This window comes from Listeria sp. MAN/IMW/UF555 (assembly GCF_058684075.1).
Map to the genome: position 1 here is coordinate 52,201 of NZ_JBZWZS010000001.1, position 25,827 is coordinate 78,027.

Here is a 25,827-nt window from a genome sequence, read left to right on the forward strand (position 1 = left end):
TCTTTTTTGGATTAACTTAACGCGACATCTCGTTTTTTGAAAATGAAGAATGTAAAGAAGAGGATGATCGCTGTATATACGCCAAGGCCAGCAATAATTTGCCAATCTGCTAAACCGCCAGCGATTTTTTGACCGCCAACTGTATCATTTAAGCTAAGCAAGTTGAAAATAATCCATTTCATCCAGTCGTATTTTTCGATAGCGAGTGGTAGTAGTTGACGAATAATTCCACCAGAGAATAGTACTCCGACACCAACACCAACTGCTAATGCTTGTGAACGAACAACGGATGAGAAGAAGAATGCGATAGTTGCATACACGATCATCAGTAAGAAGTTTGTTCCGAGTAACATCCAAGCATGATCCCACGCTGTCATTGCGCCTGATGAAGGGGAGAGCGGCATGAAAATCGATTGCTTCGGAAGAATAAACGAGAAGATAAAACTAGCTAATAATAGCGTGATGGAACTAATGATGCTATAAACAATACACATAAAATATTTAGAGAAAAGAATTTGACTTCTAGAATAAGGTCGTGCGAGTAATAACTTAATTGTTCCGCCAGAAAACTCTGTTGCAACAATAATACTTGCCACAATTACTACTAGCATCGTTGCGACTGCCCCAGAGCTACCGAGTGATGCAAAGAAGTCAGCACTTGAAATTCCCGCTGAATTGCTAGCAGGTTTTTCATCTGCATCTACATAAGCTTGATAGAAATCAATTTGTTTTTGAACTGATTCTTTTTCATCTTTCGTTTGAGCTGCTTGTTTTTGAGTTTTTAAGTAAGCAACGGAATCTGTTAGTGATAGTGTTTCGGTTTTATATGTTGGGTTACCATCTTTATCTGCTGAATTCCAGTATTCCTCCTCACTTACCGGAGTTCCTTTATCATCGTAATAAGCTGTAATTCCAGCATTACTTGCATTGCCACCTTCAACACCGCTTGTATCAATCTTACTAACGAAAAACATAAGTAGTGCCAAAGTTAAAACTGCTGCAAATAAGACAATTTGCATAATCCAACTAGATTTTCTAGAAAATAATTTAGTAAATTCATTTTTTATTAATGCTATCATGCTTTCACACCTCCGCCATTTGTTAATTCTAGGAATCGTTCTTCAAGGGAGGCTTGAAGCGGAACCATTTCCAATAAATCGATATTTGCTTGAATAATCGCGCGGGCAATTAAATGGACATCTTCGTGAGCCACTTCGATTTTAAAGGAATTTTCTTTCTCAGCAACAAGTTTTACTGGAAGTGTAGCAAGAACAGTTTTTGCTGCTACGCTATCAGTGACTTTAAGTTGATAAACAGCCACGTGATTTTCAAGTACGTCGCTCATTTTTTCCGTATGAGTTAAGACACCTTTATTAATAATAGCAAAACGATCGGTAATTTGTTGAATTTCGCTAAGTAAATGGCTAGAAATTAAAACAGAAGTGCCGTTTGTTGCTAAATCACGAATTAATGCTCTAAATTCTGCCATCCCTTGTGGATCAAGTCCATTGGTTGGCTCATCTAAAATAAGTAGGGCGGGGTTGTGAAGTAAGGCTTGTGCAACGCCTAAACGTTGACGCATACCTAAGGAATATGTTTTTACTTTTTGATTGATGGCATCTGAAAGTTTTACAAGTTCTACAATTTCACGAATATGATCGTCTGTAATATTTTTTTGACTCATCCGTGCAAATTGCTTTAAGTTAGCCCATCCAGACATATACATATAAAATTCCGGATTTTCAATAATTGCTCCTACTTCAGAAATTGCTGCTTTAAAGTCGGTATCAATATTTTTACCATTAATATAAACTGTACCTTCTGAGCGGCGAATTAAGCCTACAATCGAGCGGATAATAGTTGTTTTACCGGCACCATTTGGACCAAGTAAACCAAATACTTCTCCTTTATGTATGTCAAAGCTGATATCGTGGACAATATTTTTTTGTCCGATTTTTTTCGTGACATGTTCTAATTTTAAAACTGTCTCAGTCATGAACTCACTCCTTTTTTTCTCTCACTACTAAAATTGTACTATTTTTTAGTTCTAATTACATTCGGCTAGAGGACGGGAAAAAATCATACTTTAGTAGTAGACTCATTTTCTAAGTTAAGGTGCCAATCTATGCTGTAATGATCGATAACTTTTGCGTATTTTGCATCCCAAAAAGTTTTTTGAATAGGGATTTCAACGGTCCCTGTTTTAGAAAGTAGTACGAAAGCATGTACAAAACTTTCTTCAGTTTCAAAATTAACTGCAAGTGATAAACGATTTCCCGCATCTGTTTCGCCTTCTAGTGTATCTGAGAAGTAAAACAAATCTTTATCGTCTTTCGTAAGCCTAGCATGAAGGATTCGTTCGCCTAATTTTTCATCTCCAGAGAATCCTTCCATCTCGTGAAAAAAACGAGTTTTTGTAATTTCTGCTTGAAACACTTTTTTATAAAATTCTAGTGCTTCTTGGGCTTCCCCGTTAAAAGTGAAGTAGGGCACAGTTGCTCGTATCATTAAATCAACTCCATTCTTGTTTCATTATACTAATTTTAGTACTAAAGCGAAAGCGCAAGCCCTGGGATGGACTTGCGCTTTCTTCTAACTTTATATATTAATGGTGGACAAGTTAGCTAGTTTTTAAACACCTTTGTAAGCTTCAAGGTAAATTTCTTTTAGTTCGCTTACAAGTGGTTGTTTAGGGTTGGCAGTAGTACATTGGTCCATGAATGCGCGATCTGCAAGTGTATCTACAACAGCATCCAAGTCTTTTTTAGCAACATTTTGTCCTTTAAGACTCATGTCGATACCAACATCTTTACCAAGTTTGATGATTTCATCTACAAGTGATTTAACGCCTTCTTCTGTAGTTGCAGCAGGGAAGCCGATAATACGAGAGATACGAGCATAATCTTCATCAGCACGGAAGCTTTCATATCTTGGGAATAACGCATGTTTTTTAGGTTTAAGTGCGTTATAACGAATAACGTGTGGCATAAGGATTGCATTCGCACGACCGTGAGGAATGTGGAATTCAGGTCCAATTTTGTGTGCCAAACTATGGTTAATTCCTAGGAACGCATTCGCAAACGCCATACCAGCTAGGGCAGAAGCATTATGCATTTTTTCACGCGCATCAGGATCACCAGTAAGAACAGATTCACGTAAGTTTTCAAAAACAAGTTCGATTGCACGGATAGATAATCCACGTGTATAATCGCTTGCCATTACGGATACATAAGATTCAATTGCGTGAGTTAGAACGTCCATACCAGTATCAGCAGTAATGTGTGCTGGAACAGTTGTTACATATTGTGCATCGACAATCGCAACGTCTGGAGTTAGTTCATAGTCAGCAAGAGGGTATTTAATGTTGTTTTCTTTGTCTGTAATAACCGCAAATGGAGTTACTTCAGAACCTGTACCACTTGTTGTTGGAATTGCAACGAATTTCGCTTTTCCACCAAGTTTAGGATATTTGAAAGTACGTTTACGGATATCTAAGAATTTTTGTTTCAAGCCGAAGAATGAAGCTTCTGGGTGTTCATAGAATAACCACATACCTTTGGCAGCATCCATTGCAGAACCACCACCAAGAGCGATAATTGTGTCCGGTTTGAAGTCTTTCATTAGTTCTGCACCTTTGTAAACTGTTACGTCAGATGGATCTGGTTCAACATCAGCGAATACTTGATAAGCTACGTCGTTACCACGTTTTTTCAGGTGTTCGATTACTACATCAACGTATTTGAATTGAACCATACCTGGGTCAGTTACGATAAATACGCGTTCAACGCCTTCCATTTTTTGAAGGTATTGAGTAGAATATTTTTCAAAGAAAATTTTTGGTGGAAGTTTGAACCATTGCATATTATTTCTCCGATCCGCGATACGTTTAACGTTCAGCAAGTTAGTCGCACTTACATTTTGTGATACAGAGTTTTTACCATAAGATCCACAACCTAGTGTTAGGGAAGGGATGAAACCGTTATAAATGTCACCGATACCGCCTTGAGCGCTTGGTGCATTTACGATGATACGGCAAGCTTTCATACGGATACCAAATGCTTTTTGAACTTCTTTATCAGTAGAGTGAATAACTGCTGAGTGTCCAAGTCCTCCGTATACTAACATTTCTTCACAACGATCGAATGCTTCTGCTTGGTTAGCAGCTTCGATAAATGCAAGAACTGGGCTTAATTTTTCGTGAGATAGTGGGTATTTGTCGCCAACACCTTTAATTTCAGCTACAAGAATTTTTGTATCTTCTGGAACTTTGAAACCAGCTTGGTTTGCAATCCATGCAGGGGATTTACCAACTACATCTGGGTTAAGTGTTCCTTTTTCAGGGTTGATTACATAGCTTTCTAATTTTTTAAATTCAGCGCCTTTAACGAAGTAACATTTGTTTGCTTCCATTTCTGCTTTTACTTCTTTAGCAACTTCTTTGTCCACGATAACTGCTTGTTCAGAAGCACAAATCATACCTTGGTCAAAAGATTTAGAAAGAATGATGTCATTAACAGAACGTTTGATTTTAGCTGTTTTGTCAATGTAAGCTGGTACGTTACCTGGGCCAACACCTAGTGCAGGTTTACCAGTAGAGTATGCTGATTTAACCATTCCAGCACCACCAGTTGCAAGTACAAGTGCTACTTTATCGTGGTTCATTAATTGTTTTGTTGCTTCTAGGGAAGGTTTTTCTACCCATTGAATACAATGTTCTGGTGCTCCAGCTGCAACTGCTGCATCATAAACAACTTTTGCTGCTTCAGATGAACAACGTTGCGCACTTGGATGGAAAGCGAAGATGATTGGGTTACGCGTTTTAATCGCGATAATTGCTTTGAAAAGTGTTGTTGAAGTTGGGTTAGTTACTGGTGTAACCCCGGCAACTACTCCGACTGGTTCAGCAATTTCGATAACACCAGTTTGAGTATCTTCGTTAATAACTCCGACTGTTTTGTTGTTTTTAATGTTGTTCCAAATATATTCTGTTGCGAAGATGTTTTTAATACATTTATCTTCGTATAATCCACGTCCTGTTTCTTCTACTGCTAATTTTGCAAGGGGCATATGTTGGTCAAGTCCGGCAAGCGCCATTGCGTGTACGATATTATCTACTTGTTCTTGGTTGTAACTTTCAAATGCTTTCAATGCTTTTTGTCCATTGTCTGCTAATCTGTCAATCACTTTTTGAACTTCTAATACTTCTTGGGCCGCATTTTCTTTAATTGCCATTTTCCAGAACCTCCTAATATTTGTGCGGGACTCTAAATGTCCATAGTAGACTTTTGACGTCCCTGATAATCCAAAAAAATTTGGCTTGTTGCTGTGCCGTATTCTTTTGTTTTATTTGATTACACCGTTAGTATAAGCCATCAATAAAAGTTTGTCCAGTGTTTCACGTGAAAATATTCACAAATAGACGAAAATGAGCGGATAGTCCTTCTGGGAAAGTGGTTTTTAGTCTATAAGGCATAGCTTGTATGAGTGGTTTTATCATATGATTTTAAGGGGATTTTCATCTCTAGTTGACTCGTAAATAAAAGGTAATTAAGATAATGATTCTTTTTTTACTATTAATAATATCCTGTATTAATAGAGTGTAGATGAGTTTTCTGTGATAGTTCTTTTTACTTAGTTGTTTATTAACTGCTATTTTGATTTATGTGGTTTTATTTTCTTGACTTTCCGTTTGTTCTTATGTAAGATGAATACAAGTAAAAAATGATAGCTTTGATGAAGAGTAAGTAGCATGATGAAAGTTTTTAGAGAGCTGACGGTTGGTGAAAGTCAGTAGCGGACATGATGTGAATGGACTTCTGAGCTCTGGTTTGAAAAGGAATTTCCTTAGTAGGATGCAGCGATTAGGCCTTATCGTTACACAAGGCGCCCATTCGGAATTTGGATGGATTAAGTGAACTGTTTTTGCAGTTAATCAAGGTGGTACCACGGGTCTCTCGTCCTTGTCTAGTATATTTGCTAGGCTTGGAGAGAGGCCCTTTTTTAATTTTATAAAACGAAAACATGAAACAAGAATAGTACTTTTCATCGATTTTCAAAGAGAGTTAGCGTTTGGTGCGAGCTAATAAATAGATGAAATAGGAATGGGCCTTGTGCGTGATACCTTGAACTGAAGTAGGGGTGAACGGGAGCTCCCGTTATAGAGCAGCTGCAAAAAAGCAGCACTGAGATAGGGGGAATTCCCTAAAATGAGGTGGCACCGCGATAACTCGTCCTCTGAAAAAGCATGATAGTAGGCTTTTTCAGAGGGCTTTTTTTATTTTAATGAAGAAGGGATGATTTAAATGAGAAAAATGAAAAGAATGGATGCAGATACATTAACCGCGATTTTAGCCTTTCAACGTCTTTCCGGAACAGGCAAAAGCTTACTTGAAGGAGCTGCAAAAGATGCAGAGGCAGGAAGATATTCTATTATTGCTATCAATCCTGTACATGAAATTAAAGTATATCAACATGAATATTATATAGACGGGGCACTTCAAATAGTGACAGACCCTTTAAAAGAAATTGAACTATTTATTGAAAAAGCAAAGACGGAGGAAGAAAGCTTGCCTTTAGATTCAGGGGCAATTGGTTATGTTGGTTATGACGTTATTGCACTTTATGAAAATTTAGGTGATATTCCAGTCGAAACGCGGGACATGCCAGATATTCGTTTTTATATATATGAAAGTTTTGTCATTATGGATCATCAAGCGGAAGAACTTATTTTAGTGCAAGATAATTGCTACTCTGGGAGAAGTGAAGCAGAACTGGATGAGGCACTTGAAGCGATGTTTTTAGAACTTACAACACCAAAAATAGATGAACACAAAGCAGTTCAAGTTCCGAAAATGACTTACAAAAGTAATTATACAAAAGAGGAGTATATGAACTTAGTCAAAAAAGCGAAAACCTATATTCAAGATGGCGATTTCTTTCAAATAGTACTTTCTCAGCGGTTAGAGGCAGATTTTACAGTGGAGCCGTTTGATTATTACCGAAAATTACGATTGTTAAATCCTTCTCCTTATCTCTTTTTCATTGATTTTGGCGATACGGTCTTAATTGGTTCTTCACCAGAGAGTTTAATTAAAACGAAAGGGCGGACTGTTACGACAAATCCAATTGCTGGTACAAGGCGTCGCGGGGCAACAAAACAAGAAGATGAAATGCTGGCAGCGGAATTATTATCCGATGAAAAAGAACTTGCAGAGCACAGAATGTTAGTGGATTTAGGACGTAATGATATTGGAAAAATTGCAGAAACGGGTTCGGTTCATGTACCAGTATATCTAACAATCGAACGTTACCGATTCTTGATGCATTTAGTTTCTGTTGTTGAAGGTACATTAAAACCAGGATTAAGTGCGATGGATGCTCTTCGGTCGACGCTGCCGGCTGGTACAGTTAGCGGAGCACCAAAAATAAGAGCCATGGAGCGAATCTATGAATGGGAAAATGTAAAACGTGGACCATATGCTGGTGCGGTAGGTTACTTAACGAAAAATGGTGATTCTGATTTTGCTCTTTCGATTAGAACGATGGTACTCCATGATGGAAAAGCTTATGTGCAAGCTGGCGCAGGAATTGTTTATGATTCAGAACCTGAGAGTGAATACTTGGAAACATTACAAAAAGCGAAAGCCCTTTTGGAGGTGGGAGAATGATTTTATTAATTGATAACTATGATTCTTTTACGTATAACCTAGAGCAGTATTTGGCAGAGTTCAGTGATGTCGTAGTAAAACGAAATGATGCCGTGGATTTAATGGAATATGCGGCTTTGGCAGATGGGATTGTTCTTTCACCAGGGCCAGGAAAACCGAGTGAAGCCGGACTTTTGGAAGAAGTTGTTTTCAAATTTGCGAAAGAAAAACCACTACTTGGGATTTGTTTAGGACACCAAGCGATCGGTGAGGTATTTGGCGGAGAAGTAAAACGAGCAAAGCAAATTCGTCATGGTAAAGTTTCGCTGATGCGGCAAACAAGTGGAGCCATTTTTACTAACTTGCCAAAAGAAATGCCTGTGATGCGTTATCACTCTTTAATAGTAGATAAAAATACTTTGCCGGATTGCTTAGAAATATTAGCAGTGGCGACGGATGACGCGGAAGTAATGGCAATGAAACTGAAAAATTACCCGGTTTATGGATTGCAATTTCATCCAGAATCAATCGGCACGAATGACGGAAAACAAATGATGGAAAACTTTATTCACATAGTAGAAAGGGCGGGAGAAAATGGAAATCTTATTACAAAAAGTATATGACCAAAAAAATCTATCAAAAGCAGAAATGAATATCGTTGCAACAGAAATTTTTGAAGGACGTCTTTCAAAAACGAAAATTGCTGCCTTTCTAATGGCACTTAAAGTCAAAGGAGAAACCGCAGAAGAAATGGCTGGAATAGCAGAAGCGATGCAGCAAGTTGCGATTCAAGTGGATTTCCCAGCTGGAACTGCGATGGATAATTGCGGAACTGGCGGAGATAAATCGAATAGTTTTAATATCAGTACAACGTCGGCTTTCGTCCTTGCAGCAGCAGGAATTCCAGTGGCGAAACATGGGAATCGAAGTATTTCTAGTCGTTCAGGTAGTGCGGATGTTTGTCAGGAATTAGGGATTGATATTAATATGCGTCCTGAAGATATGACTTATTTACTTGAAAAAGTAGGGATTGCCTTTTTATTCGCACCACATGTTCACCCTAATATGAAATACGTGATGGACGTTCGGAAAGAACTTGGGACGCCAACCATTTTTAACTTGATTGGACCTTTAACCAACCCGGTTCATCTCGAAACACAATTAATGGGCATTTATCGTCGTGATTTAATCAGACAAACTGTGGAAGTTTTAGGACAACTTGGACGAAAACGGGCCGTAGTTTTAAATGGCGCTGGCTTTATGGATGAAGCTTCTCTAGCCGGTGAAAATCATTACGCATTATATGAAAGCGGGGAAGTTCACTTATATACACTAAAACCTGAAGAAGTCGGTTTAGCTAGCTACCCACTAGAAGCAATTAGGGGCGGGGATGCAAAAGAAAATGCAGCAATTCTTCGTAGTGTACTTGACGGCGAACCTGGTGCCTATTTAGACACTGTTTTGCTAAATGCCGGATTTGGTTTATTCGCAAATGGCAAAGTAAGAACAGTAAAAGAAGGCGTTGATTTAGCCCGCGACCTAGTTAGAAGTGGTCTAGCTAAACAAAAATTGCAAGATTTAATTACTTATCAAAAAGAGGTGCTAGCGAAATGACATTTTTAGAAGAAATTTTAGCTCAAAAAGCAGTAGAGGTAGCTGAAATGCCATTAGAACAAGTAGCAGAAAAACGGAAAACTTATTCGTTTTATGAATTTTTAAAAGAAAATACGGAACAAATGCAACTTATTGCGGAAGTAAAACGCGCCTCGCCTTCAAAAGGTGAAATAAATATGGATGTAAACCCAGTCGCTCAAGCAAAATCATATGAGGCAGCTGGAGCAGGTATGATTTCTGTATTAACCGACCCGATTTTCTTTAAAGGATCGATTGAAGATTTACGAGAAGTAGCGAAAAACGTAGCAATTCCAGTACTGTGTAAAGACTTTATTATTAGTGAAAAACAATTAATTCGCGCTCGAAATGCTGGAGCAACGGTTGTATTACTAATAATTTCAGCTCTTACGGAAGATGAGCTAGCCTTACTTTTTAAACAAGCGAGTGCCCTTGATTTGGAAGTATTAGTAGAAGTACATGACCGAGGCGAATTAGCTCTCGCGCAAAAAATTGGGGCTAAATTAATCGGAGTGAATAATCGGAATTTGCACTCGTTTGAAGTAGATATTGCGGTAAGTGAAATGGTTGCGAGTGATTTTTCAACAGAGGCATGTTTCATTAGTGAATCGGGTTTTAAAACGGCAGACGATGTTAACCGAGTGAGTAAAGAATTTAATGCGATACTTGTTGGAGAAGCGCTTATGCGAGACAAAACTCCACAAAAAGCAGCAGAAAGTTTGAAGGTGAAACGATGATTGTAAAAATTTGTGGATTGAAAAAAAGTGTCGATGTAAAAGCAGCAGTTGAGAATGGTGCGGATATGATTGGTTTCGTTTTTGCGAAAAGTAAACGCCAAGTTACGATTGAACAAGCACACCAGTTAGCTAAAAACATCCCACCTAATATTAAGAAAGTTGGCGTTTTTGTTAACCCGACGGAAGATGAGTTAACTGCTGCTATTAAAGGCGTACCACTAGACATCGTGCAACTCCATGGACAAGAACCGACCGAGCAAGCAGACCGCACCGATGCCGAAGTAATTAAAGCTTTTCCAGTTAAAGAGGGCAAACTTCCTAACAATATAAATGATTATTCAAATGCCTATATCTTACTTGATGCTCCGGCAGAAGAATACGAGGGCGGCAGCGGGAAAACTTTTGATTGGGATAAAATAAATAGCGATTTACTAATAAAAAATAAATTAATCATTGCTGGTGGCTTAAATGCCGAAAACGTGAAAGAAGCTATTAGTCGCTTTGAACCATATGCCGTCGATATTTCTTCTGGCGTAGAAACGAATGGTGAAAAAGATCCTGAAAAAATTAAAATCTTCATTAAAACAGCAAAAGGAGTTGGAAAATAATGACATATCAAGCACCTGATGAAAATGGTTTTTACGGAAAATTCGGTGGCAGATTTGTGCCAGAAACTTTAATGAAAGCAGTGAAAGAATTAGATGAAGCGTACCGAGCTTCTAAAACAGATGCAGCTTTTCAAAAAGAATTAAACTACTATTTAAAAGAATATGTAGGCCGGGAAACGCCGCTTTATTTTGCGGAACAACTTACTACCTATGCTGGCGGGGCTAAAATTTATTTAAAACGAGAAGATTTAAATCATACTGGTGCGCATAAAATCAATAATACGATTGGTCAAGCATTACTTGCGCGGCAAATGGGCAAGCAAAAAGTAGTGGCAGAAACTGGAGCAGGGCAACATGGTGTAGCTACAGCGACAGTAGCAGCACTTTTTAATATGGAATGTACTATTTTCATGGGAGAAGAAGATGTTAAACGTCAATCGCTTAATGTATTTAGAATGGAGTTACTTGGCGCAAAAGTTGTCAGCGTGAAAGCTGGTAGCCGTACTTTGAAAGATGCCGTAAATGAAGCACTGCGGTTCTGGGTGGCGAATGTGGAAGATACGCATTATATTATGGGATCTGTTCTTGGGCCCCATCCGTTCCCAGAAATTGTTCGTGATTACCAAAGTGTCATCGGGACAGAAGCACGTAAACAACATCTAGAGAAAGAAGGTAAGTTACCTGAGGCGATTGTGGCTTGTGTAGGTGGTGGCAGTAACGCGATGGGCTTATTTTATCCGTTTGTGGATGATTCTTCTGTTCAAATGCACGGCGTAGAAGCTGCTGGTCATGGTCTTGAAACAGAGTTCCATGCAGCCACGATTTCTAAAGGCGAAATTGGCATTCTGCACGGGGCAATGATGGATGTTTTACAAGACGAAAATGGACAAATCCTTGAAGCTTTCTCGATTTCCGCGGGATTAGATTATCCTGGTATTGGGCCGGAACATAGTTTTTTCCGTGATTTAGGTCGCGCTGAGTATCATTCTGTTACAGATGATGAAGCAGTCGAAGCTTTTCAACTTTTATGCCGGACAGAAGGGATTATTCCAGCACTTGAAAGTTCGCATGCCATTAGTTATGCTGTGAAACTTGCAAGCCAGATGCGTCCGGATGAAAGTATGGTTGTATGCTTATCTGGTCGCGGGGATAAAGATGTTAATCAACTAAAAGAACGATTGGAGGGGCAAGCTAATGACTAAGACATTAACAAAAAAATTGGCGAATAAAGACCATGCTGCTGTAGTAACTTATATTATGGGCGGCGATGGTGGTTTAGATAATCTAGAAGAACAACTATTATTCCTAGAAAAATCAGGCGTAAGCGCGATTGAAATTGGGGTTCCTTTTTCTGATCCAGTTGCTGACGGCCCTGTCATTCAACTTGCTGGTTTACGCGCATTAAAAGAACGAGTTAGTTTAGAAGCAATTTTAACTAAATTAGCCACAAGCAAGGTGCAAATTCCACTAATTATTATGAGCTATATTAATCCGATTTTTCATTTAGGTATTCCAAAATTTATCGAAATGGTTCAAAAAACACCTGTAAAAGGACTTATTATTCCTGATTTACCTTATGAACATCGTACGCTTATTACACCCGAACTAAAAGGGACAGATATTGCGCTTATTCCGCTTGTTTCACTAACCAGTCCGAAAGAGCGCTTAGAAGAAATAGCTAACCAAGCAGAAGGTTTTATTTATGCCGTAACAGTAAACGGGACGACGGGCGTAAGAAATGAATTTAATACGCACATTGATACCCATTTAGCTTATTTAAAAAGTATTAGCCCTGTTCCTGTTCTTGCAGGTTTTGGAGTTTCTTCTATTGAACATGTGGAAAAATTTGCGCGTGTTTGTGATGGTGTGATTATTGGAAGTAAGGTCGTACAAATGTTGCATGACGGGGAAACGAGGGAGCTAGGTACGTTTTTACAAAATGCAGCAGAAGTTCAAATCGAAAACTAATTACTACTTACAATTTCTCTTTAAATATGGTAAAGTCTGGTGTATAGAATGTTAAAGAGGAGTTGTAAGAATGTCTGTTGAAGTAAAACCAGAGCATGCAAGAATGCTCAATAACACGAAAAATGTAACACTTGGGATAGCGATTGTATCTACTATCCAAGCCGTATTAAGTAGCGTTTCTATTGTGGGGCTTATTGCTCTACAACAAAGAAAAGAAGTACTTGCTAATGCAAATGCAACCGCTGTCGTTCAAAATACGATTATGACGACAACGATAATGGCTGTTATTTGTATCGCATTTACGATTATGCTATTTCTTTCTTATAACAAACTTAGAAAAGGCATTATAATTACACCGCTTGTTTTTTATTTATATGGCGCGTTTACCATTCTTGGTGTCGTTTTATCAATGATTAATAGTGGTGTGAACTTTGTTTCGCTTATTTTACCAGCAGTGCTACTTGCCTTGAGTGTAACTTGTATTTTAAATCTTAGAAGAATGCGTTAAAAGTAGTAATGTAAGAATGATTTTTACATAAACATATATAACAGACAGACTTAAAAGAAAAAATCAATTGAGGTAATAGAAATTATGAGTTCAAAATTAATGCGAGGAACGGCCGTACTTACTGCGGGAACTTTATTATCGAAAATTTTAGGGATTTTATATGTTATTCCATTTTACTGGATTGCTGGCGGGGAACAGGCAACGATTCTTTATCAATACGGATATGTTCCCTATCAAATCTTCTTAAATATTGCGACAGCTGGAGTTCCATTAGCAGTTGCTAAGTACATTTCTAAATATAATTCGTTAAATGAATATGCTTTAAGCCAAAGATTGTATAGGTCTAGTACATATTTGATGATATTTACCGGGATTATTAGTTTTTTAATTATGTATATTTTTGCACCGCTTTTAGCTGGGATGCAAGAGGTCAGTGGCGGAACGAGCATTCAAGATATTACAACCGTTATTCGTGCAGTGAGTTTTGCGTTACTTATTATTCCAGTAATGAGTTTACTTCGCGGTTATTTCCAGGGGTTTCATTCAATGGGACCCTCTGCTGTATCGCAAGTAATTGAACAAGTAGCAAGAATCGTTTTCCTACTTGCAAGTACGTATATTGTGCTTCATCTTATTGGTGGAAGCCTTGTAACAGCAATGAGCTTAGCGACTTTTGCGGCTTTTGTTGGAGCTTTCTTCAGTTTAATTTGTTTACTGTGGTATTACCGAAAACGCAAACCAGGTATTCAAAAAATGATTGCCGGCAGTGAAAATAAATTACAAGTGTCGACGTTACATTTATTAAAAGAAATCTCAATCTCAGCAGTGCCTTTCATTATAGTAGGAATGGCGATGTCACTATATCAACAAATTGATTTATTCACCTTTGCGCGTGTTTTAACATACGATGGCATGCCCGGGAAAGCAGCGGAAGATTTACTTTCTATTTTCAACTTTTCTGTTCAAAAAATCATTATGATTCCGGGTACATTAGCGTTGGCGTTTTCGATGACGCTCGTTCCGCTCGTGGCCGCTTCATTTCATAAAGGTCGGATTCGCGAAGTGCATCATCATCTAACAGCTGTTTTCCAAGTATTGCTATTTTTAGTCGTGCCAGCTTGTTTAGGAATAGCGCTCTTGGCTGATCCGCTCTATACGATATTTTATGGTTATAATGCTGATGGATCAATGTTGCTAAGCTTTTTCGCTCCATTTGCAATTTTCTTCTCGCTGTTTAGTGTCACTGCTGCGATTCTACAAGGGATTGACGAGCAACGTTATACAGTACTTAGTTTACTTCTCGGGTTACTAACAAAATCCGTACTACAAATGCCGCTAATTTTACTTCTTGGTGCAAAAGGTGGCGCACTTGCGACCGGACTTGGTTACATTGTTTCTGTGCTGTTCACCATTTTTATTATTAAAAAATATGCTCATTATTCATTTAAGTATATTATTAGACGCCTGGTGTTAATTCTTGGAATAAGTTTTGTGATGTTAGTTAGTGTTTGGCTCATTTATCATGGGCTCGCATTATTCTTAAATCCGCATGCACGATTTACTGCATTAGTGATTGTTTTTATATCAGCTGGAGTGGGGGCTTATATTTATGCCTTTTTAGCTGCAAAAGCAGGGCTATTAAACTATATTCTAGGTGACCGGATGTATAAAATTCGTAAAAAACTTCATTTGATTTAAGCTTTTTGTAAAGAACAAGCCGATATTTATTTGGGTTTGTTCTTTTTTTTTAAAAGAGTTAATGGTAAAGTAAACAAGGATATATAATTTAATGTAAAGGAAGTTAGACGATGGGTTCAAAACTGCTCAGAGGAACATTTATTCTGACGCTAGGGACATTAATCTCTAAAGTGCTCGGAATATTGTATGTGATTCCGTTTTATGCGATTATTGGAGGAGATGAACCAGCGCTTCTGTATAATTTCGGTTATGTACCGTATCAATTATTCTTAAGCATTGCAACTGCTGGGATACCGTTAGCTGTTGCCAAATATATAGCGAAATATAACGCCATGGAAGAATATGCTGTTGGCCGTCGATTATTTAAAACCGGTGTATATTTAATGATTTTTTCCGGGATTGTTTGTTTCCTTGCGATGTATGGACTTGCTCCAACGCTCGCTCGAATGCAGCAGTTGGAAGGCGGATATAGTTTAGCGGATGGTATTCAAGTTATTCGTGCAGTTAGTTTCGCGCTACTTATCATTCCAGTAATGAGCTTGCTTCGTGGCTTTTTCCAAGGATATAATTCGATGGGGCCGTCTGCTGTATCTCAAGTGTTAGAACAAGTTGTCCGTATTGTGTTCTTGCTTGCGGGGACTTTCATTGTAATGTATGTACTTGACGGGAATGTAGTTACAGCAATTAGTATCGCTACTTTTTCAGCTTTTGTTGGAGCTTTTGCGAGTTTACTATTACTACTTTGGTATTTTTATAAACGAAAACCTGGACTGGACCGAATGCTTTTAGAAGATAGAGGCACTGTAAAAATTTCCATTCCGACACTATATAAAGATATTATTCTTTCGGCAATTCCTTTTATTATAGTTGGGTCTGCTACTTCGCTTTATCAATTAATTGACCAATTCACTTTAGGAAGAGTGTTAGAATATATTGGAACTGCTCCTGATTTGGTCAATTCTTTTGTAGCAATTATTAACTTTGATGTACAAAAATTAATTATGATTCCAGGGACGTTGGCAATTGCGTTTTCGATGGCACTTGTTCCACTTGTTACTGGTGCTTATGTAAGGAAAGAGTACGCGCAAGTGAAGCGTCAACTCAATGATGTTTTCCAAATTTTATTATTCTTAACGATTCCAGCTTGTTTTGGAATTGCTATGCTAGCGAGACCTTTATTCACAGTGTTTTTCGCACCTAGTGATAATGGGACAGCGCTATTACAATTATTTGCACCAATCGCCATTTTATTTTCATTGTTTAGTGTTTCCGCGGCTGTTCTTCAAGGGATTGATGAACAACGATTCACAGTGCTAGGCTTACTGTTAGGGCTACTAGCGAAATCGGTATTACAAATGCCACTCATTATGATGTTTGAAGCTCCTGGGTCAATCATTGCAACTGGTATTGGTTATGCAGTATCTTGTCTGTTCATGTTATTTATTATTAAAAAATATGTTCGTTTCTCGTTTAAAGTTATTTTGCGGCGAACGGTGCTTTTCTTCTTTATGACAGCTTTGATGGGCGTTATTGTCATCGGACTGTACATGGGACTTGCTAACTTTATTAGTCCGGATCGTAAAATGTCTGCGCTGGTATTGACGCTTATTTGCGGAGGAACGGGTGCTGTTTTCTACGGTTATATGGCATTCAAACTTCACTTGTCTGATAAATTATTTGGCCCACGTGGTACTAGATTACGTGAGAAATTAAGAATTCGCTAGGAGGATTTTATGAAAAAAACACCATTTGTAATTAGTGGCATTGCTCTCCTTGGATTTGTTTTCTTTATGATAGGCGTTATGACTGGGGCAAAATGGATTCACAGGTTTGACCAGTACTGGAATAGTATTATTCGGGTCGGAATAACGGATACAAAAACTACACTGATTTCTTATTTAACTGATATTGGCGGGGTAGCGACCATTTGTATTTTAACCGTTGTTGTTATTATTGCGCTTGTTCTAATGAAAAAAGTGGATACGGCAATTTGGTTTGGTGGGATTGTCCTAGTTGGCGGGGCGCTTATTCCATCAATCATTAAAAATATCGTTCAGCGCCCAAGACCAACCTATAAATTAATCGAACAAGGTGGATTTAGTTTTCCAAGTGGTCATGCGACTGGTTCAACTGTTTTTTATGGAATGCTAGCGTTCTTTTTAATTTTATATGTTAGTCATAAATGGCTTCGTTTTGCGATTAGTATTCTTGCGCTAGGGCTTGTATTGTTTATTATGTATTCCCGCGTTTATTTAGGAGTACATTTCCCAAGTGATGTTGTAGCAGGATTCTTAATTGGAAATGCTGTTATTTTCAGTGGAATTGGTTGTTACTTTATTTGGAATAAAAAATTAGCTTTATGGGCTAATAAATTTAATAAATCGTAAAAAAATCCTCTCTTTAGATAAAGAGAGGATTTTTTATTAAGCATGTTCGTCTGTTTCGCTAAAAATTTTCAAATAGGTCGGTAACTCTTCAGCAATTTCAGTCGGCAACACAACATAGCGTTTTTTAGCTAAAATTTCTCCAATATAGCTATGAAGAAAAACAGCAGCTAATGTTCCGGTAAGCGGCTTCTCTGTTTGTGCCATCAAGCCACATATCGTTCCAGCGAGAGTATCGCCCATGCCACCTGTTGCCATTGCGGGAGTGCCGTACATATTTTGCCATGCTGATTCACCTGAATACACTTTTGTACGATGCCCTTTTAGAACAATCGTTGCGTCAATATGAAGTGCGACATCAGTTGGCGTTTCTGCTTCAGGTGCTAGTGCTTTCAGTCGTTCCCATTCACCTGCATGTGGTGTAAAGGTAAGCTTGGCGGCAGGATGAGGATTTTCTCCTTTTGCATAAATAGTAATGCCATCGCCGTCAATAATTAGTTGTTGATATTCTGTTGAATTTTGTAATACTAATCGAAAAATTTCTTCGGCATAGGCATCTAATCCAAGCCCAGGACCAATTAAAATGGTATCAAAATGATTAATTTGTTCACTTAGACTTGTGATGTTTTCATAGTCAATAAACATGCATTCAGGAATTCGTGTTTGCAGCGCAGGGCGATTAACACTATCTGAGGCAACCGTTGTTAAACCAGCACCACTTTTAACACAAGCCTCTGCAGCCATAATCGCGGCCCCACCAAATTGTTTATTTCCAGCGACAATTAAAACGCGCCCGTAATCACCTTTATGTGTTTCATCTTCACGTTTTGGAATCCACGCGCACATTGCTTTCGGTGTAATTTTCTTCACTTTTGTAAAACCTCCTTATGACACTGGCTTTTATCTACTCAACCGGGTAAAATAAAGAACAGATAAATCATGTTTATCTTAAATGATAAGGAGGCTTTTGTAAAATGAAACCTATATATCCTGCCGTAAAAGCAGTTATTGTAAAAGATGGTAAATTTTTAGCTCTTAAAAAAAGAGGCGTAGAAGGCGAAGTATTTGAACTTCCGGGAGGCCGTATGAACTACGGTGAAACTCACGGAGAAGCGCTTTTTAGAGAAGTTTATGAAGAAACTAAATTACAAGTCCAACCATTTATCTTATATGACACATGGGAGTTTTTTCATGAAGACTACCAAATTACAGGCGTTATTTATTTAGTGGAAATGCCTGAAGAAGGGGAAGTAGTGTTGTCTGATGAACACGAAGAATATCGCTTCTTACCACTTGAAAAAGAAAGTCTGAATATAATGGATGTCGTATTTTCTACGCGGATGGAACGTTGGGATTTTGAAGCAATTAAAGGTTTTATGAGAAAATAGTAGTTCCGACTTCCAAGCGGCGTGAAAACAGTTTACAATAGAGAAGATAAGTTTGAAGGAGGGAATAATAATTATGACAGAAATTAATTGGCAAAAAGAAGTGGAATCACGTAAAGATGATTTCTTAGAAGATTTAAAAGGGCTTCTTCGCATTCCGAGTGTTCGCGATGATAGTAAAAAAACAGAAGATGCGCCGTTTGGACCAGACGTTAAACGCGCACTCGACTATATGATTGAACTAGGTAAAAAAGATGGCTTTACCGCTAAAGAAGTTGGTAATGTTGCTGGACACCTTGAATACGGTCAAGGAGAAGAACTTGTTGGCGTATTAGGACACGTTGATGTAGTGCCAGTTGGTGATGGCTGGACTAATGGACCATTTGAACCAACATTACGTGATGGTAAATTATATGCGCGCGGAGTTGCAGATGATAAAGGTCCAACAATTGCCGGTTACTATGCATTAAAAATTATTAAAGAACTAGGCTTACCTCTTTCTCGCCGCGTTAGAATCATTGTTGGTTCTGATGAAGAAAGTGGTATGAGCTGTGTAGAACGTTATTTTGAAACAGAAGAACAACCAACACTAGGATTCGTTCCAGATGCAGAATTCCCAATCATTCACGCTGAAAAAGGTATCTCAGAACTAGATGTATCTTTTAAAGACGGAGAAGCTAGTGGAGAAGCAGCATTCCGTCTACTTAGTGTAGAATCAGGCGAACGCTATAACATGGTTCCTGACCACGCAACAGCTATTATTGAAGACGTAAAAGACTTTGATAAAGTAGCAAGTGAATTTAAAGCGTTCTTAGCAAATCATCCAGTTGAAGGCTCATTAGAAGAAAACGGCAAAACAGTCAAAATCAATATCGTCGGAAAATCCGCCCATGCGATGGAACCAAATAACGGCGTAAATGCTGGTCTTCACTTAGTAGCTTTCCTAGGTAAATTTAAATTAACTGGCGCTGCAAATGATTTTGTGACATTTGGTCGCGATTACTTATTCGGTGATTCTCGTGCTGTAAAACTTGGTATTAGCTATGAAGACGTAGAAAGTGGCGAATTAACAATGAACGTCGGCGTTATTCGTTATGATGTAGCAGAAGGTGGTAAATACGGTCTTAATTTCCGTTACCCAGTGACAGCTAATATGGATAAACTAAAAAATAAAATGCAAACAGTTGTATATGAGTACAACGCTCAATATACACATTACGATGATTCCAAACCGCTTTTCGTACCAAAAGATCACCCGCTTATTCAAACTTTACAAGAAGTTTATACAAAACAAACAGGTGAAGAAGCTACCTTGCTAGCGATTGGTGGGGGAACTTATGCACGTCATATGGAAACAGGAGTAGCGTTCGGCGCACTGTTCCCAGGCCGCGAAGATACAATGCACCAAAAAGACGAATTCAGCTATTTTGATGATTTATTAAAAGCTACTGCAATTTACGCAGAAGCACTTTACAAATTAGCGAAGTAAGGGTTATAATTGAAAAAATTAACTGCTGCAAAGCTTAGTTTTGTGGCAGTTTCTTTGTTTCATTAAGTTTTTAGATAGTTCCAAAAATTAACTATGCAAGGAGAGACTCGACATGAAAGTACTAGTAAATGACCGTTTAGTAGAAAGAAATGATGCTACAGTTGACGTAGAAGACCGTGGATACCAATTTGGTGATGGAGTATATGAAGTTGTTCGTTTATATAATGGTAAATTTTTTACTTATAACGAGCATATCGATCGTTTATACGCTAGTGCAGCAAAAATTGACTTAGTTATTCCTTATTCCAAAGAAACATTACGAGCGTTATTAGACAAATTAGTAGCTGAAAATAATATCAATACCGGAAATGTATATTTACAAGTAACAAGAGGAGTTCAAAATCCTCGTAATCACGTTCTTCCAGATGATTTCCCGTTAGAAGGAGTATTGACTGCGGCAGCTCGTGAAGTACCAAGAAATGAGCGTCAATTCATAGAAGGCGGCTCAGCAATTACTGAAGAAGATGTACGCTGGTTACGTTGTGATATTAAAAGCTTAAACTTACTTGGAAATATTTTAGCGAAAAACAAAGCACATCAACAAAACGCGCTTGAAGCTATTTTACATCGCGGGGAGCAAGTTACCGAGTGTTCTGCTTCTAACGTATCCATTATTAAAGATGGGGTTTTATGGACACATGCTGCCGACAATCTAATTTTAAATGGTATTACTCGTCAAGTTATTATTGATGTAGCGAAAAAGAACGGTATTCCTGTAAAAGAAGCCGATTTCACTTTAACAGATTTACGAGAAGCAGATGAAGTGTTTATTTCCAGTACTACAATTGAAATCACACCAATTACTCACATTGATGGAGTACAAGTTGCTGATGGAAAACGTGGTCCAATTACCGCTCAACTTCATAATTACTTTGTAGAAGAAATCGTTCGCGCTTGTGGCGAATTAGAATACGCAAAATAATAAATCTTAAACCTTCCTTTTTTAAGGAAGGTTTTTTTATGTTTAGCCACCTATGTAAAAAATTATATAACTTTTTTTATGCATTGAAACGACTCATTTGGCTCCGCTTTCAAACGAAAACAACTGTTTTAAAGCAATTGACAAATTTTTTTGAAGGTGTATAATTCAAAAGGCTAATAGTTCGCATACGAAATATTTGTGGGCGAACAGTACGGAGGGAAGTTAATGGATGAGAAGTTAGTAAAAGAGGTTATTTTTTCTTTTCGTGAAGTGCAACGAAAAACGCATCATGTGCTAGCGGAAGAAGCTGCTAACCGTGAAATCACAACGACACAATTGCTTGCAATTAGAGAACTACAGAAAGAGTCAGATTTAACACTTGGTGAACTAGCAGAACGCATGAAACTTGGAAAAAGTACTGTTTCGGGCATTGTTGATCGCTTAGTAAAAGCCGGATTTTTAAAACGAACAAGAAATGAAAGCAATCGACGCGCGCTTAGCTTAGAATTAACCGAAAAAGGAGCGACGAAAGCTGCAGAAACGTATCATGTATTTTTTAACCGCTTAGAACCTATTTTAGAAATTGGTGAAGAAAGGTTAAAAGAAATGTTAGAAATGCATCAGGAGATAATTACTATTTTAGAAAGGGAAGGTGCACGAGATTGAATATGAAAGCAGCAAGTACATCAGTGAAGCGTAATGGTATTTTAATTGTTATGCTTATGGGCGCCTTTGTTACGATTCTCAACCAAACGTTGATGAATGTCGCGCTACCAAGTATTATGAAAGATTTTGGGATTACTGCCAGTCAAGGACAGTGGTTGTCTACTGGTTTTATGTTAGTAAATGGTGTCATGATCCCGATGACAGCCTTTTTAATTGAAAGGTTTACGACTCGTCAGCTTTACTTATTTGCGATGATTACTTTTGCAATTGGTACAGCTATTGGCGGATTTGCAACAGATTATACAATGCTTATTGCTGGTCGTATGGTACAAGCAATTGGCGCTGGGATAGTTATGCCACTTCTAACCGTTGTCGTATTAAACTTATTCCCGATGGAACGAAGAGGACGGGCGATGGGCTTAATTGGTCTAGCTATGAACTTTGCCCCAGCAATTGGTCCGACACTCTCAGGTTGGATTGTTCAGCAATATGATTGGCGCAATTTATTCTTTATTATTATTCCATTTGCAATACTTGATATTGTAGTAGCAATCTTCTTACTTAAAAATGTCGGTAAAAGAACTTTCCCGAAACTCGATATACTCGGAGTCATTATGTCGACTGTTGGGTTCGGTAGTTTATTACTTGGATTTAGTAACGCCGGAGATCACGACTGGTTAACGTGGAAAGTAGCCGGATTTATTATTCTTGGTTTAGTAGTATTAGGTATCTTTATCCGTTATCAATCAAGCAACAAAGCGCCACTTCTTAATTTTAAAGTGTTTAAATATCCAACATTTGCACTTACAACAGCAATTAGTTTCTTCGTTGTGATGGGGCTTTTTGGCGGTATGTTGTTACTACCGATTTTCTTACAAACTGTTCGAGGTTTTTCACCGCTTGAATCTGGTTTAGTCCTTTTACCTGGTGCGCTAGTTACAGCTATACTTTCGCCGGTGACTGGGGTTATGTTTGACCGGTTTGGGGCTAAGTATTTATCGCTAGTAGGCTTAATTATTATGGCAGGTTCAACCTTCATGTTTACAAATCTAGATGAATCAACCACGTTAACTTTTATTATTATCGTTCAAACTATTCGTTCTGCGGGTATGGCAATGGTAATGATGCCGCTTCAAACAGCTGCACTCAATTCACTACCACTAAAACTAGCTTCTCACGGTTCAGCGATGTTTAATACGATGAGACAAGTAGCTGGCTCGATTGGTACAGCTGCACTTATTACAGTAATGTCAAAAAGTGCCGCGAGTTTTGCAGGTAAACTTGGTCCAGCTGATGTAATTGGAAAAACGAAAACAGAAGTTGCTAACCATGTGCTTATTCACGGAATTGAAACAGCCTTTTTAGTCGCAGGAATTCTTTCTGTGGTAGCTTGTATTTTAGCTTTATTTATTCAAAAAAATAGAAGCGCAATGGATCCAATTGTTACTAAAACGGAAGAAATAAAAAATTAATTAAAAAGCGCATTCCATTTAATGAGAATGCGCTTTTTTCATGCAAAATAGTTCGATATATAAAAAAATATAGAGAACGAACATATGTTGACTTGACGAGAGCTCTTAAGAGAAGTAAAATCATGAATAGTTACCTATTTGTTCGGAAGTTAAAAACAGGGGATAATGAAGTTGCAAAGAGCTAATAAAAGGTGTGCATGTAAATGAAAGATAATTTTTTTGGGAGAGAATATGACATAGCGCCGGCTGGAGGGGAAACTGGCCAAGCATTTGTTGCAACACATGAAGACGAAAAATTCTTTTTAAAAAGAAATTCTTCGCCTTTTTTAGCAGCGCTTTCGGTAGAGAACATTGTTCCAAAACTCGTCTGGACAAGAAGAGTAGAAAACGGAGATGTTATCACTGCGCAAAAATGGGTGAATTGCCATATTTTAACTCGTGAAGAAATGGTTGGACCTAGAGTGGCGAAACTCTTGGCGAAAATTCACCATTCGGAAAACTTACGTCATATGCTCGAAAAAATCGAAAACTGCTATTTTTCTGCCCACCAATTACTAGCTCGTCTAAAAGCAGAAATGGAAGCTAAAAATGAAGCTACGAAAGCAATGCTCACGGCAATTGAGTATTTAGAGCAAAATATTACAGCTGTCGAGAAAGCAGATTACGTCGTTTGTCACGGAGATGTCAACCACAATAATTGGATAATATCAGAAGAAAATGAATTGTTTCTTGTTGATTGGGACGGCGCAATGCTTGCTGATGCTGCAAATGATTTAGGAATGATATTATACCAATATATCCCGCGTGAAGGCTGGGATGAATGGCTTTCTAATTATGGAACAACACTAACTAGCGAATTACATCGTAAATTAAAATGGTATACACTTTGCCAAACCGTCATGCAACTTACGACCAACCAATCAGAAGAAGCATACGAACGAGCAAAACAAATTTTTCAAAATGCAATAGAAGATGATGAGGTGTAAAGAAAGATGCGTGTAAAACATAAACCATGGGCAAAAGATCGATTGGAAGAATTTCCAGCAATTTACATTAAAAACCCAGAAGATTTTAAGGGACGCTGGCAAGAAGTATTTGGAAATAATAATCCTATTCATATCGAAATTGGTTCCGGTAAAGGCCAGTTCATTAGTGGCATGGCAAAAGCAAACCCGGAAATTAATTATATCGGCATTGAAATGATTGAAAGTGTCCTAGTTTCTGCGCTTGATAAAGCGATTGAAGCAGAAGTACCTAATTTGCGCCTTGTTGCAAGGGATGCCAAATTACTGGAAGAATCTTTTGAAAAAGGAGAAATAGCACAAATTTATTTGAATTTCTCTGATCCGTGGCCGAAAAAACGCCACACAAAACGTAGATTAACGAATCCAACCTTCTTAACTATTTATGAGCGACTATTACCAAAAGCAGGGGAGATTCATTTCAAAACGGATAACCGCAGCTTGTTTGAATATTCATTAGTAGCTTTTTCAGAATATAATATGTTACTAACTTTTGTATCACTTGATTTGCATAATAGCGATTACGAAGGGAATATAAAAACTGAATATGAAGAAAAATTTTCAGCTAAAGGATTCCCAATCTATCGTCTTGAAGCAAAATTTGATAGAAATTGACTAGGATAAACCAGGTGCACTTGCTGCATCTGGTTTTTATTTTTAATTGGAGGCGTTAAAAATGGATTCCATTCAAATTGGAGAAATAAAAATTTATTGGTTGCGCGGAGGCTATACTCATTTTGACGGCGGGGCAATGTTTGGGGTAGTTCCAAAACCTTTATGGGAGAAAAAATATCCAGCAAATGAAAAAAATCAATTAGCTAATGTAACCGATCCGATGTTTTTTCAGTATTTAGGGAAAAATTATCTGATTGATAGCGGGCTAGGGAACGGGCGACTAACAGAAAAACAAAAGCGTAATTACGGGGTAACCGAAGAGTCTTTTGTATTAGAAGATTTAGCAAAACTAAATATTGCCCCTGAGGATATAGACTACTGTTTAATGACTCATTTACATTTTGACCACGTGTTAGGTTTGACTGGTTGTTCAGAAGAGGGTTATTATTCTATTTTTCCAAATGCGGAAATCTGGACTTCTGAAATTGAATGGGACGAAATGCAACACCCGAATATTCGTTCAAAAGCAACTTATTGGCAAGAAAACTGGCAAGCAATAAAAGGGCAAGTCCACACATTTACGAAAGAAAAACAATTTAATGATGCGATTAAAATGACTCATACTGGAGGACATAGTGCTGGACATTCTGCCGTTTGGTTTGAGTCCGGTGGAGAACTAGCGATTCATATGGCAGATGTTTTTCCGACATTCGCTCACCAAAATGTTTTATGGGTAACGGCATATGATGATTATCCTATGACATCCATCGCGGCAAAACAAGATATTTTCAAGCGAACTTTTGGGAAAAATTATTGGTTTTTATCGTACCATGATGCTAGATTCCGGGCAGTTAAAATCGGCGGAAATGGAGAAATTGACGCTGAACTAAAAATAGAAAATCGAAATTAAGAAGTGGGATTCCGCTTCTTTTTTGAGGGTATTTTTATTTTGTGTTATTATATAACTTATAAAGCTTTATTTAAAGCCAAAACAACAACCTGGGTAGGGGGTTCC

At 38.0% G+C, this 25,827-nt stretch carries 24 protein-coding genes and 2 other annotated features; of the genes, 19 read left to right on the forward strand and 5 right to left on the reverse strand.

Annotated elements, in window-relative coordinates:
* Positions 1 to 11: 11 nt before the first annotated feature.
* From AC4PG8_RS00255 to lap, 4 genes are all read right to left on the reverse strand, one after another.
* The gene (locus AC4PG8_RS00255) at positions 12 to 1,079 is read right to left on the reverse strand and encodes an ABC transporter permease (RefSeq protein ID WP_003772110.1); all 1,068 of its coding nucleotides are present in this window, start codon (positions 1,077 to 1,079) and stop codon (positions 12 to 14) included.
* Positions 1,076 to 1,996, reverse strand: coding sequence for an ABC transporter ATP-binding protein (locus AC4PG8_RS00260; protein WP_003762518.1), 921 nt, complete (start codon positions 1,994 to 1,996; stop codon positions 1,076 to 1,078). Before AC4PG8_RS00260 ends, AC4PG8_RS00255 begins: the two co-directional genes overlap by 4 nt.
* A gap of 83 nt (positions 1,997 to 2,079) precedes the next feature.
* Positions 2,080 to 2,508 (reverse strand): VOC family protein, encoded by a 429-nt coding sequence (locus tag AC4PG8_RS00265; protein ID WP_010991640.1) that lies wholly within the window; start codon positions 2,506 to 2,508, stop codon positions 2,080 to 2,082.
* 123 nt (positions 2,509 to 2,631) lie between these two features.
* Entirely contained in the window at positions 2,632 to 5,232 is a 2,601-nt protein-coding gene (gene lap / locus AC4PG8_RS00270; RefSeq protein ID WP_003762516.1) for an adhesion-mediating acetaldehyde/alcohol dehydrogenase LAP, read from the reverse strand.
* A gap of 489 nt (positions 5,233 to 5,721) precedes the next feature.
* Positions 5,722 to 5,965: a binding site (T-box leader), on the forward strand.
* Between the two features lie 48 nt (positions 5,966 to 6,013).
* Positions 6,014 to 6,238: a binding site (T-box leader), on the forward strand.
* A gap of 64 nt (positions 6,239 to 6,302) precedes the next feature.
* Between lap and trpE the strand changes: the two genes are divergently transcribed.
* From trpE to AC4PG8_RS00325, 11 genes are all read left to right on the forward strand, one after another.
* On the forward strand, positions 6,303 to 7,667 hold the full coding sequence (trpE, locus tag AC4PG8_RS00275) for an anthranilate synthase component I (RefSeq protein ID WP_492169910.1): 1,365 nt from the start codon (positions 6,303 to 6,305) through the stop codon (positions 7,665 to 7,667).
* The gene (locus AC4PG8_RS00280) at positions 7,664 to 8,269 is read left to right on the forward strand and encodes an aminodeoxychorismate/anthranilate synthase component II (protein ID WP_185482030.1); all 606 of its coding nucleotides are present in this window, start codon (positions 7,664 to 7,666) and stop codon (positions 8,267 to 8,269) included. The genes trpE and AC4PG8_RS00280 overlap by 4 nt, the downstream gene beginning before the upstream one ends.
* Positions 8,241 to 9,260 (forward strand): anthranilate phosphoribosyltransferase, encoded by a 1,020-nt coding sequence (trpD, locus tag AC4PG8_RS00285; protein WP_492169911.1) that lies wholly within the window; start codon positions 8,241 to 8,243, stop codon positions 9,258 to 9,260. Before AC4PG8_RS00280 ends, trpD begins: the two co-directional genes overlap by 29 nt.
* A complete protein-coding gene (trpC, locus tag AC4PG8_RS00290; RefSeq protein ID WP_185510221.1) occupies positions 9,257 to 10,015 on the forward strand; it encodes an indole-3-glycerol phosphate synthase TrpC in 759 nt (252 codons plus the stop codon). The genes trpD and trpC overlap by 4 nt, the downstream gene beginning before the upstream one ends.
* Positions 10,012 to 10,623 (forward strand): phosphoribosylanthranilate isomerase, encoded by a 612-nt coding sequence (locus AC4PG8_RS00295; RefSeq protein WP_185510222.1) that lies wholly within the window; start codon positions 10,012 to 10,014, stop codon positions 10,621 to 10,623. Before trpC ends, AC4PG8_RS00295 begins: the two co-directional genes overlap by 4 nt.
* Positions 10,623 to 11,825 (forward strand): tryptophan synthase subunit beta, encoded by a 1,203-nt coding sequence (gene trpB / locus AC4PG8_RS00300; protein WP_160463784.1) that lies wholly within the window; start codon positions 10,623 to 10,625, stop codon positions 11,823 to 11,825. The genes AC4PG8_RS00295 and trpB overlap by 1 nt, the downstream gene beginning before the upstream one ends.
* Positions 11,818 to 12,591: a tryptophan synthase subunit alpha gene (gene trpA / locus AC4PG8_RS00305; protein ID WP_160463785.1), complete on the forward strand. Its 774-nt coding sequence runs from the start codon at positions 11,818 to 11,820 to the stop codon at positions 12,589 to 12,591. Before trpB ends, trpA begins: the two co-directional genes overlap by 8 nt.
* 70 nt (positions 12,592 to 12,661) lie before the next feature.
* Positions 12,662 to 13,099 (forward strand): hypothetical protein, encoded by a 438-nt coding sequence (locus AC4PG8_RS00310; RefSeq protein ID WP_003762507.1) that lies wholly within the window; start codon positions 12,662 to 12,664, stop codon positions 13,097 to 13,099.
* Positions 13,100 to 13,183: 84 nt separating this feature from the next.
* The gene (locus tag AC4PG8_RS00315) at positions 13,184 to 14,797 is read left to right on the forward strand and encodes a putative polysaccharide biosynthesis protein (RefSeq protein WP_003772092.1); all 1,614 of its coding nucleotides are present in this window, start codon (positions 13,184 to 13,186) and stop codon (positions 14,795 to 14,797) included.
* A 110-nt stretch (positions 14,798 to 14,907) separates the two neighbouring features.
* The gene (locus tag AC4PG8_RS00320) at positions 14,908 to 16,521 is read left to right on the forward strand and encodes a putative polysaccharide biosynthesis protein (protein ID WP_003772090.1); all 1,614 of its coding nucleotides are present in this window, start codon (positions 14,908 to 14,910) and stop codon (positions 16,519 to 16,521) included.
* 9 nt (positions 16,522 to 16,530) lie between these two features.
* Positions 16,531 to 17,184 carry a phosphatase PAP2 family protein gene (locus AC4PG8_RS00325; RefSeq protein WP_185482037.1) on the forward strand — a complete coding sequence of 218 codons (654 nt, stop codon included), beginning with the start codon at positions 16,531 to 16,533 and terminating at the stop codon, positions 17,182 to 17,184.
* 36 nt (positions 17,185 to 17,220) lie between these two features.
* On the opposite strand, the gene AC4PG8_RS00330 is transcribed toward AC4PG8_RS00325, so the two are convergent.
* Positions 17,221 to 18,051 carry an NAD(P)H-hydrate dehydratase gene (locus AC4PG8_RS00330; protein WP_045554220.1) on the reverse strand — a complete coding sequence of 277 codons (831 nt, stop codon included), beginning with the start codon at positions 18,049 to 18,051 and terminating at the stop codon, positions 17,221 to 17,223.
* Between the two features lie 104 nt (positions 18,052 to 18,155).
* Here AC4PG8_RS00330 and AC4PG8_RS00335 point away from each other — a divergent pair, with 104 nt between their 5' ends.
* The 8 genes from AC4PG8_RS00335 (at position 18,156) to AC4PG8_RS00370 (ending at position 25,722) form a co-directional block, all read left to right on the forward strand.
* Positions 18,156 to 18,569: an NUDIX hydrolase gene (locus AC4PG8_RS00335; RefSeq protein ID WP_003762502.1), complete on the forward strand. Its 414-nt coding sequence runs from the start codon at positions 18,156 to 18,158 to the stop codon at positions 18,567 to 18,569.
* A 73-nt stretch (positions 18,570 to 18,642) separates the two neighbouring features.
* Positions 18,643 to 20,055 (forward strand): dipeptidase PepV, encoded by a 1,413-nt coding sequence (gene pepV, locus AC4PG8_RS00340; RefSeq protein WP_160463788.1) that lies wholly within the window; start codon positions 18,643 to 18,645, stop codon positions 20,053 to 20,055.
* A gap of 112 nt (positions 20,056 to 20,167) precedes the next feature.
* Positions 20,168 to 21,037: a D-amino-acid transaminase gene (dat, locus tag AC4PG8_RS00345; protein ID WP_003762500.1), complete on the forward strand. Its 870-nt coding sequence runs from the start codon at positions 20,168 to 20,170 to the stop codon at positions 21,035 to 21,037.
* Between the two features lie 225 nt (positions 21,038 to 21,262).
* Positions 21,263 to 21,703 carry a MarR family winged helix-turn-helix transcriptional regulator gene (locus AC4PG8_RS00350; RefSeq protein ID WP_003762499.1) on the forward strand — a complete coding sequence of 147 codons (441 nt, stop codon included), beginning with the start codon at positions 21,263 to 21,265 and terminating at the stop codon, positions 21,701 to 21,703.
* A complete protein-coding gene (mdrM, locus tag AC4PG8_RS00355; RefSeq protein ID WP_194317855.1) occupies positions 21,700 to 23,175 on the forward strand; it encodes a multidrug efflux MFS transporter MdrM in 1,476 nt (491 codons plus the stop codon). Before AC4PG8_RS00350 ends, mdrM begins: the two co-directional genes overlap by 4 nt.
* A 203-nt stretch (positions 23,176 to 23,378) precedes the next feature.
* Complete coding sequence (locus AC4PG8_RS00360) at positions 23,379 to 24,161, forward strand: phosphotransferase family protein (RefSeq protein ID WP_045553091.1); 783 nt, start codon at positions 23,379 to 23,381, stop codon at positions 24,159 to 24,161.
* A 6-nt stretch (positions 24,162 to 24,167) separates the two neighbouring features.
* Entirely contained in the window at positions 24,168 to 24,812 is a 645-nt protein-coding gene (gene trmB, locus AC4PG8_RS00365) for a tRNA (guanosine(46)-N7)-methyltransferase TrmB (RefSeq protein WP_003762495.1), read from the forward strand.
* Between the two features lie 61 nt (positions 24,813 to 24,873).
* Positions 24,874 to 25,722 carry a YtnP family quorum-quenching lactonase gene (locus tag AC4PG8_RS00370; protein ID WP_160463790.1) on the forward strand — a complete coding sequence of 283 codons (849 nt, stop codon included), beginning with the start codon at positions 24,874 to 24,876 and terminating at the stop codon, positions 25,720 to 25,722.
* Positions 25,723 to 25,827: the final 105 nt, after the last annotated feature.

What these genes read in the sequence shown, in the direction of transcription:
- trpA (WP_160463785.1), top strand. Translation starts at nt 11,818, where the DNA reads ATGACTAAGACATTAACAAAAAAATTGGCGAATAAAGACCATGCTGCT.
- dat (WP_003762500.1), top strand. Translation starts at nt 20,168, where the DNA reads ATGAAAGTACTAGTAAATGACCGTTTAGTAGAAAGAAATGATGCTACA.
- trpC (WP_185510221.1), top strand. Translation starts at nt 9,257, where the DNA reads ATGACATTTTTAGAAGAAATTTTAGCTCAAAAAGCAGTAGAGGTAGCT.
- trmB (WP_003762495.1), top strand. Translation starts at nt 24,168, where the DNA reads ATGCGTGTAAAACATAAACCATGGGCAAAAGATCGATTGGAAGAATTT.
- trpB (WP_160463784.1), top strand. Translation starts at nt 10,623, where the DNA reads ATGACATATCAAGCACCTGATGAAAATGGTTTTTACGGAAAATTCGGT.
- trpE (WP_492169910.1), top strand. Translation starts at nt 6,303, where the DNA reads ATGAGAAAAATGAAAAGAATGGATGCAGATACATTAACCGCGATTTTA.
- lap (WP_003762516.1), bottom strand. Translation starts at nt 5,232, where the DNA reads ATGGCAATTAAAGAAAATGCGGCCCAAGAAGTATTAGAAGTTCAAAAA.
- AC4PG8_RS00310 (WP_003762507.1), top strand. Translation starts at nt 12,662, where the DNA reads ATGTCTGTTGAAGTAAAACCAGAGCATGCAAGAATGCTCAATAACACG.
- AC4PG8_RS00360 (WP_045553091.1), top strand. Translation starts at nt 23,379, where the DNA reads ATGAAAGATAATTTTTTTGGGAGAGAATATGACATAGCGCCGGCTGGA.
- AC4PG8_RS00295 (WP_185510222.1), top strand. Translation starts at nt 10,012, where the DNA reads ATGATTGTAAAAATTTGTGGATTGAAAAAAAGTGTCGATGTAAAAGCA.
- AC4PG8_RS00280 (WP_185482030.1), top strand. Translation starts at nt 7,664, where the DNA reads ATGATTTTATTAATTGATAACTATGATTCTTTTACGTATAACCTAGAG.
- AC4PG8_RS00325 (WP_185482037.1), top strand. Translation starts at nt 16,531, where the DNA reads ATGAAAAAAACACCATTTGTAATTAGTGGCATTGCTCTCCTTGGATTT.
- AC4PG8_RS00320 (WP_003772090.1), top strand. Translation starts at nt 14,908, where the DNA reads ATGGGTTCAAAACTGCTCAGAGGAACATTTATTCTGACGCTAGGGACA.
- AC4PG8_RS00265 (WP_010991640.1), bottom strand. Translation starts at nt 2,508, where the DNA reads ATGATACGAGCAACTGTGCCCTACTTCACTTTTAACGGGGAAGCCCAA.
- AC4PG8_RS00255 (WP_003772110.1), bottom strand. Translation starts at nt 1,079, where the DNA reads ATGATAGCATTAATAAAAAATGAATTTACTAAATTATTTTCTAGAAAA.
- pepV (WP_160463788.1), top strand. Translation starts at nt 18,643, where the DNA reads ATGACAGAAATTAATTGGCAAAAAGAAGTGGAATCACGTAAAGATGAT.
- AC4PG8_RS00370 (WP_160463790.1), top strand. Translation starts at nt 24,874, where the DNA reads ATGGATTCCATTCAAATTGGAGAAATAAAAATTTATTGGTTGCGCGGA.
- trpD (WP_492169911.1), top strand. Translation starts at nt 8,241, where the DNA reads ATGGAAATCTTATTACAAAAAGTATATGACCAAAAAAATCTATCAAAA.
- AC4PG8_RS00315 (WP_003772092.1), top strand. Translation starts at nt 13,184, where the DNA reads ATGAGTTCAAAATTAATGCGAGGAACGGCCGTACTTACTGCGGGAACT.
- AC4PG8_RS00260 (WP_003762518.1), bottom strand. Translation starts at nt 1,996, where the DNA reads ATGACTGAGACAGTTTTAAAATTAGAACATGTCACGAAAAAAATCGGA.
- AC4PG8_RS00350 (WP_003762499.1), top strand. Translation starts at nt 21,263, where the DNA reads ATGGATGAGAAGTTAGTAAAAGAGGTTATTTTTTCTTTTCGTGAAGTG.
- AC4PG8_RS00335 (WP_003762502.1), top strand. Translation starts at nt 18,156, where the DNA reads ATGAAACCTATATATCCTGCCGTAAAAGCAGTTATTGTAAAAGATGGT.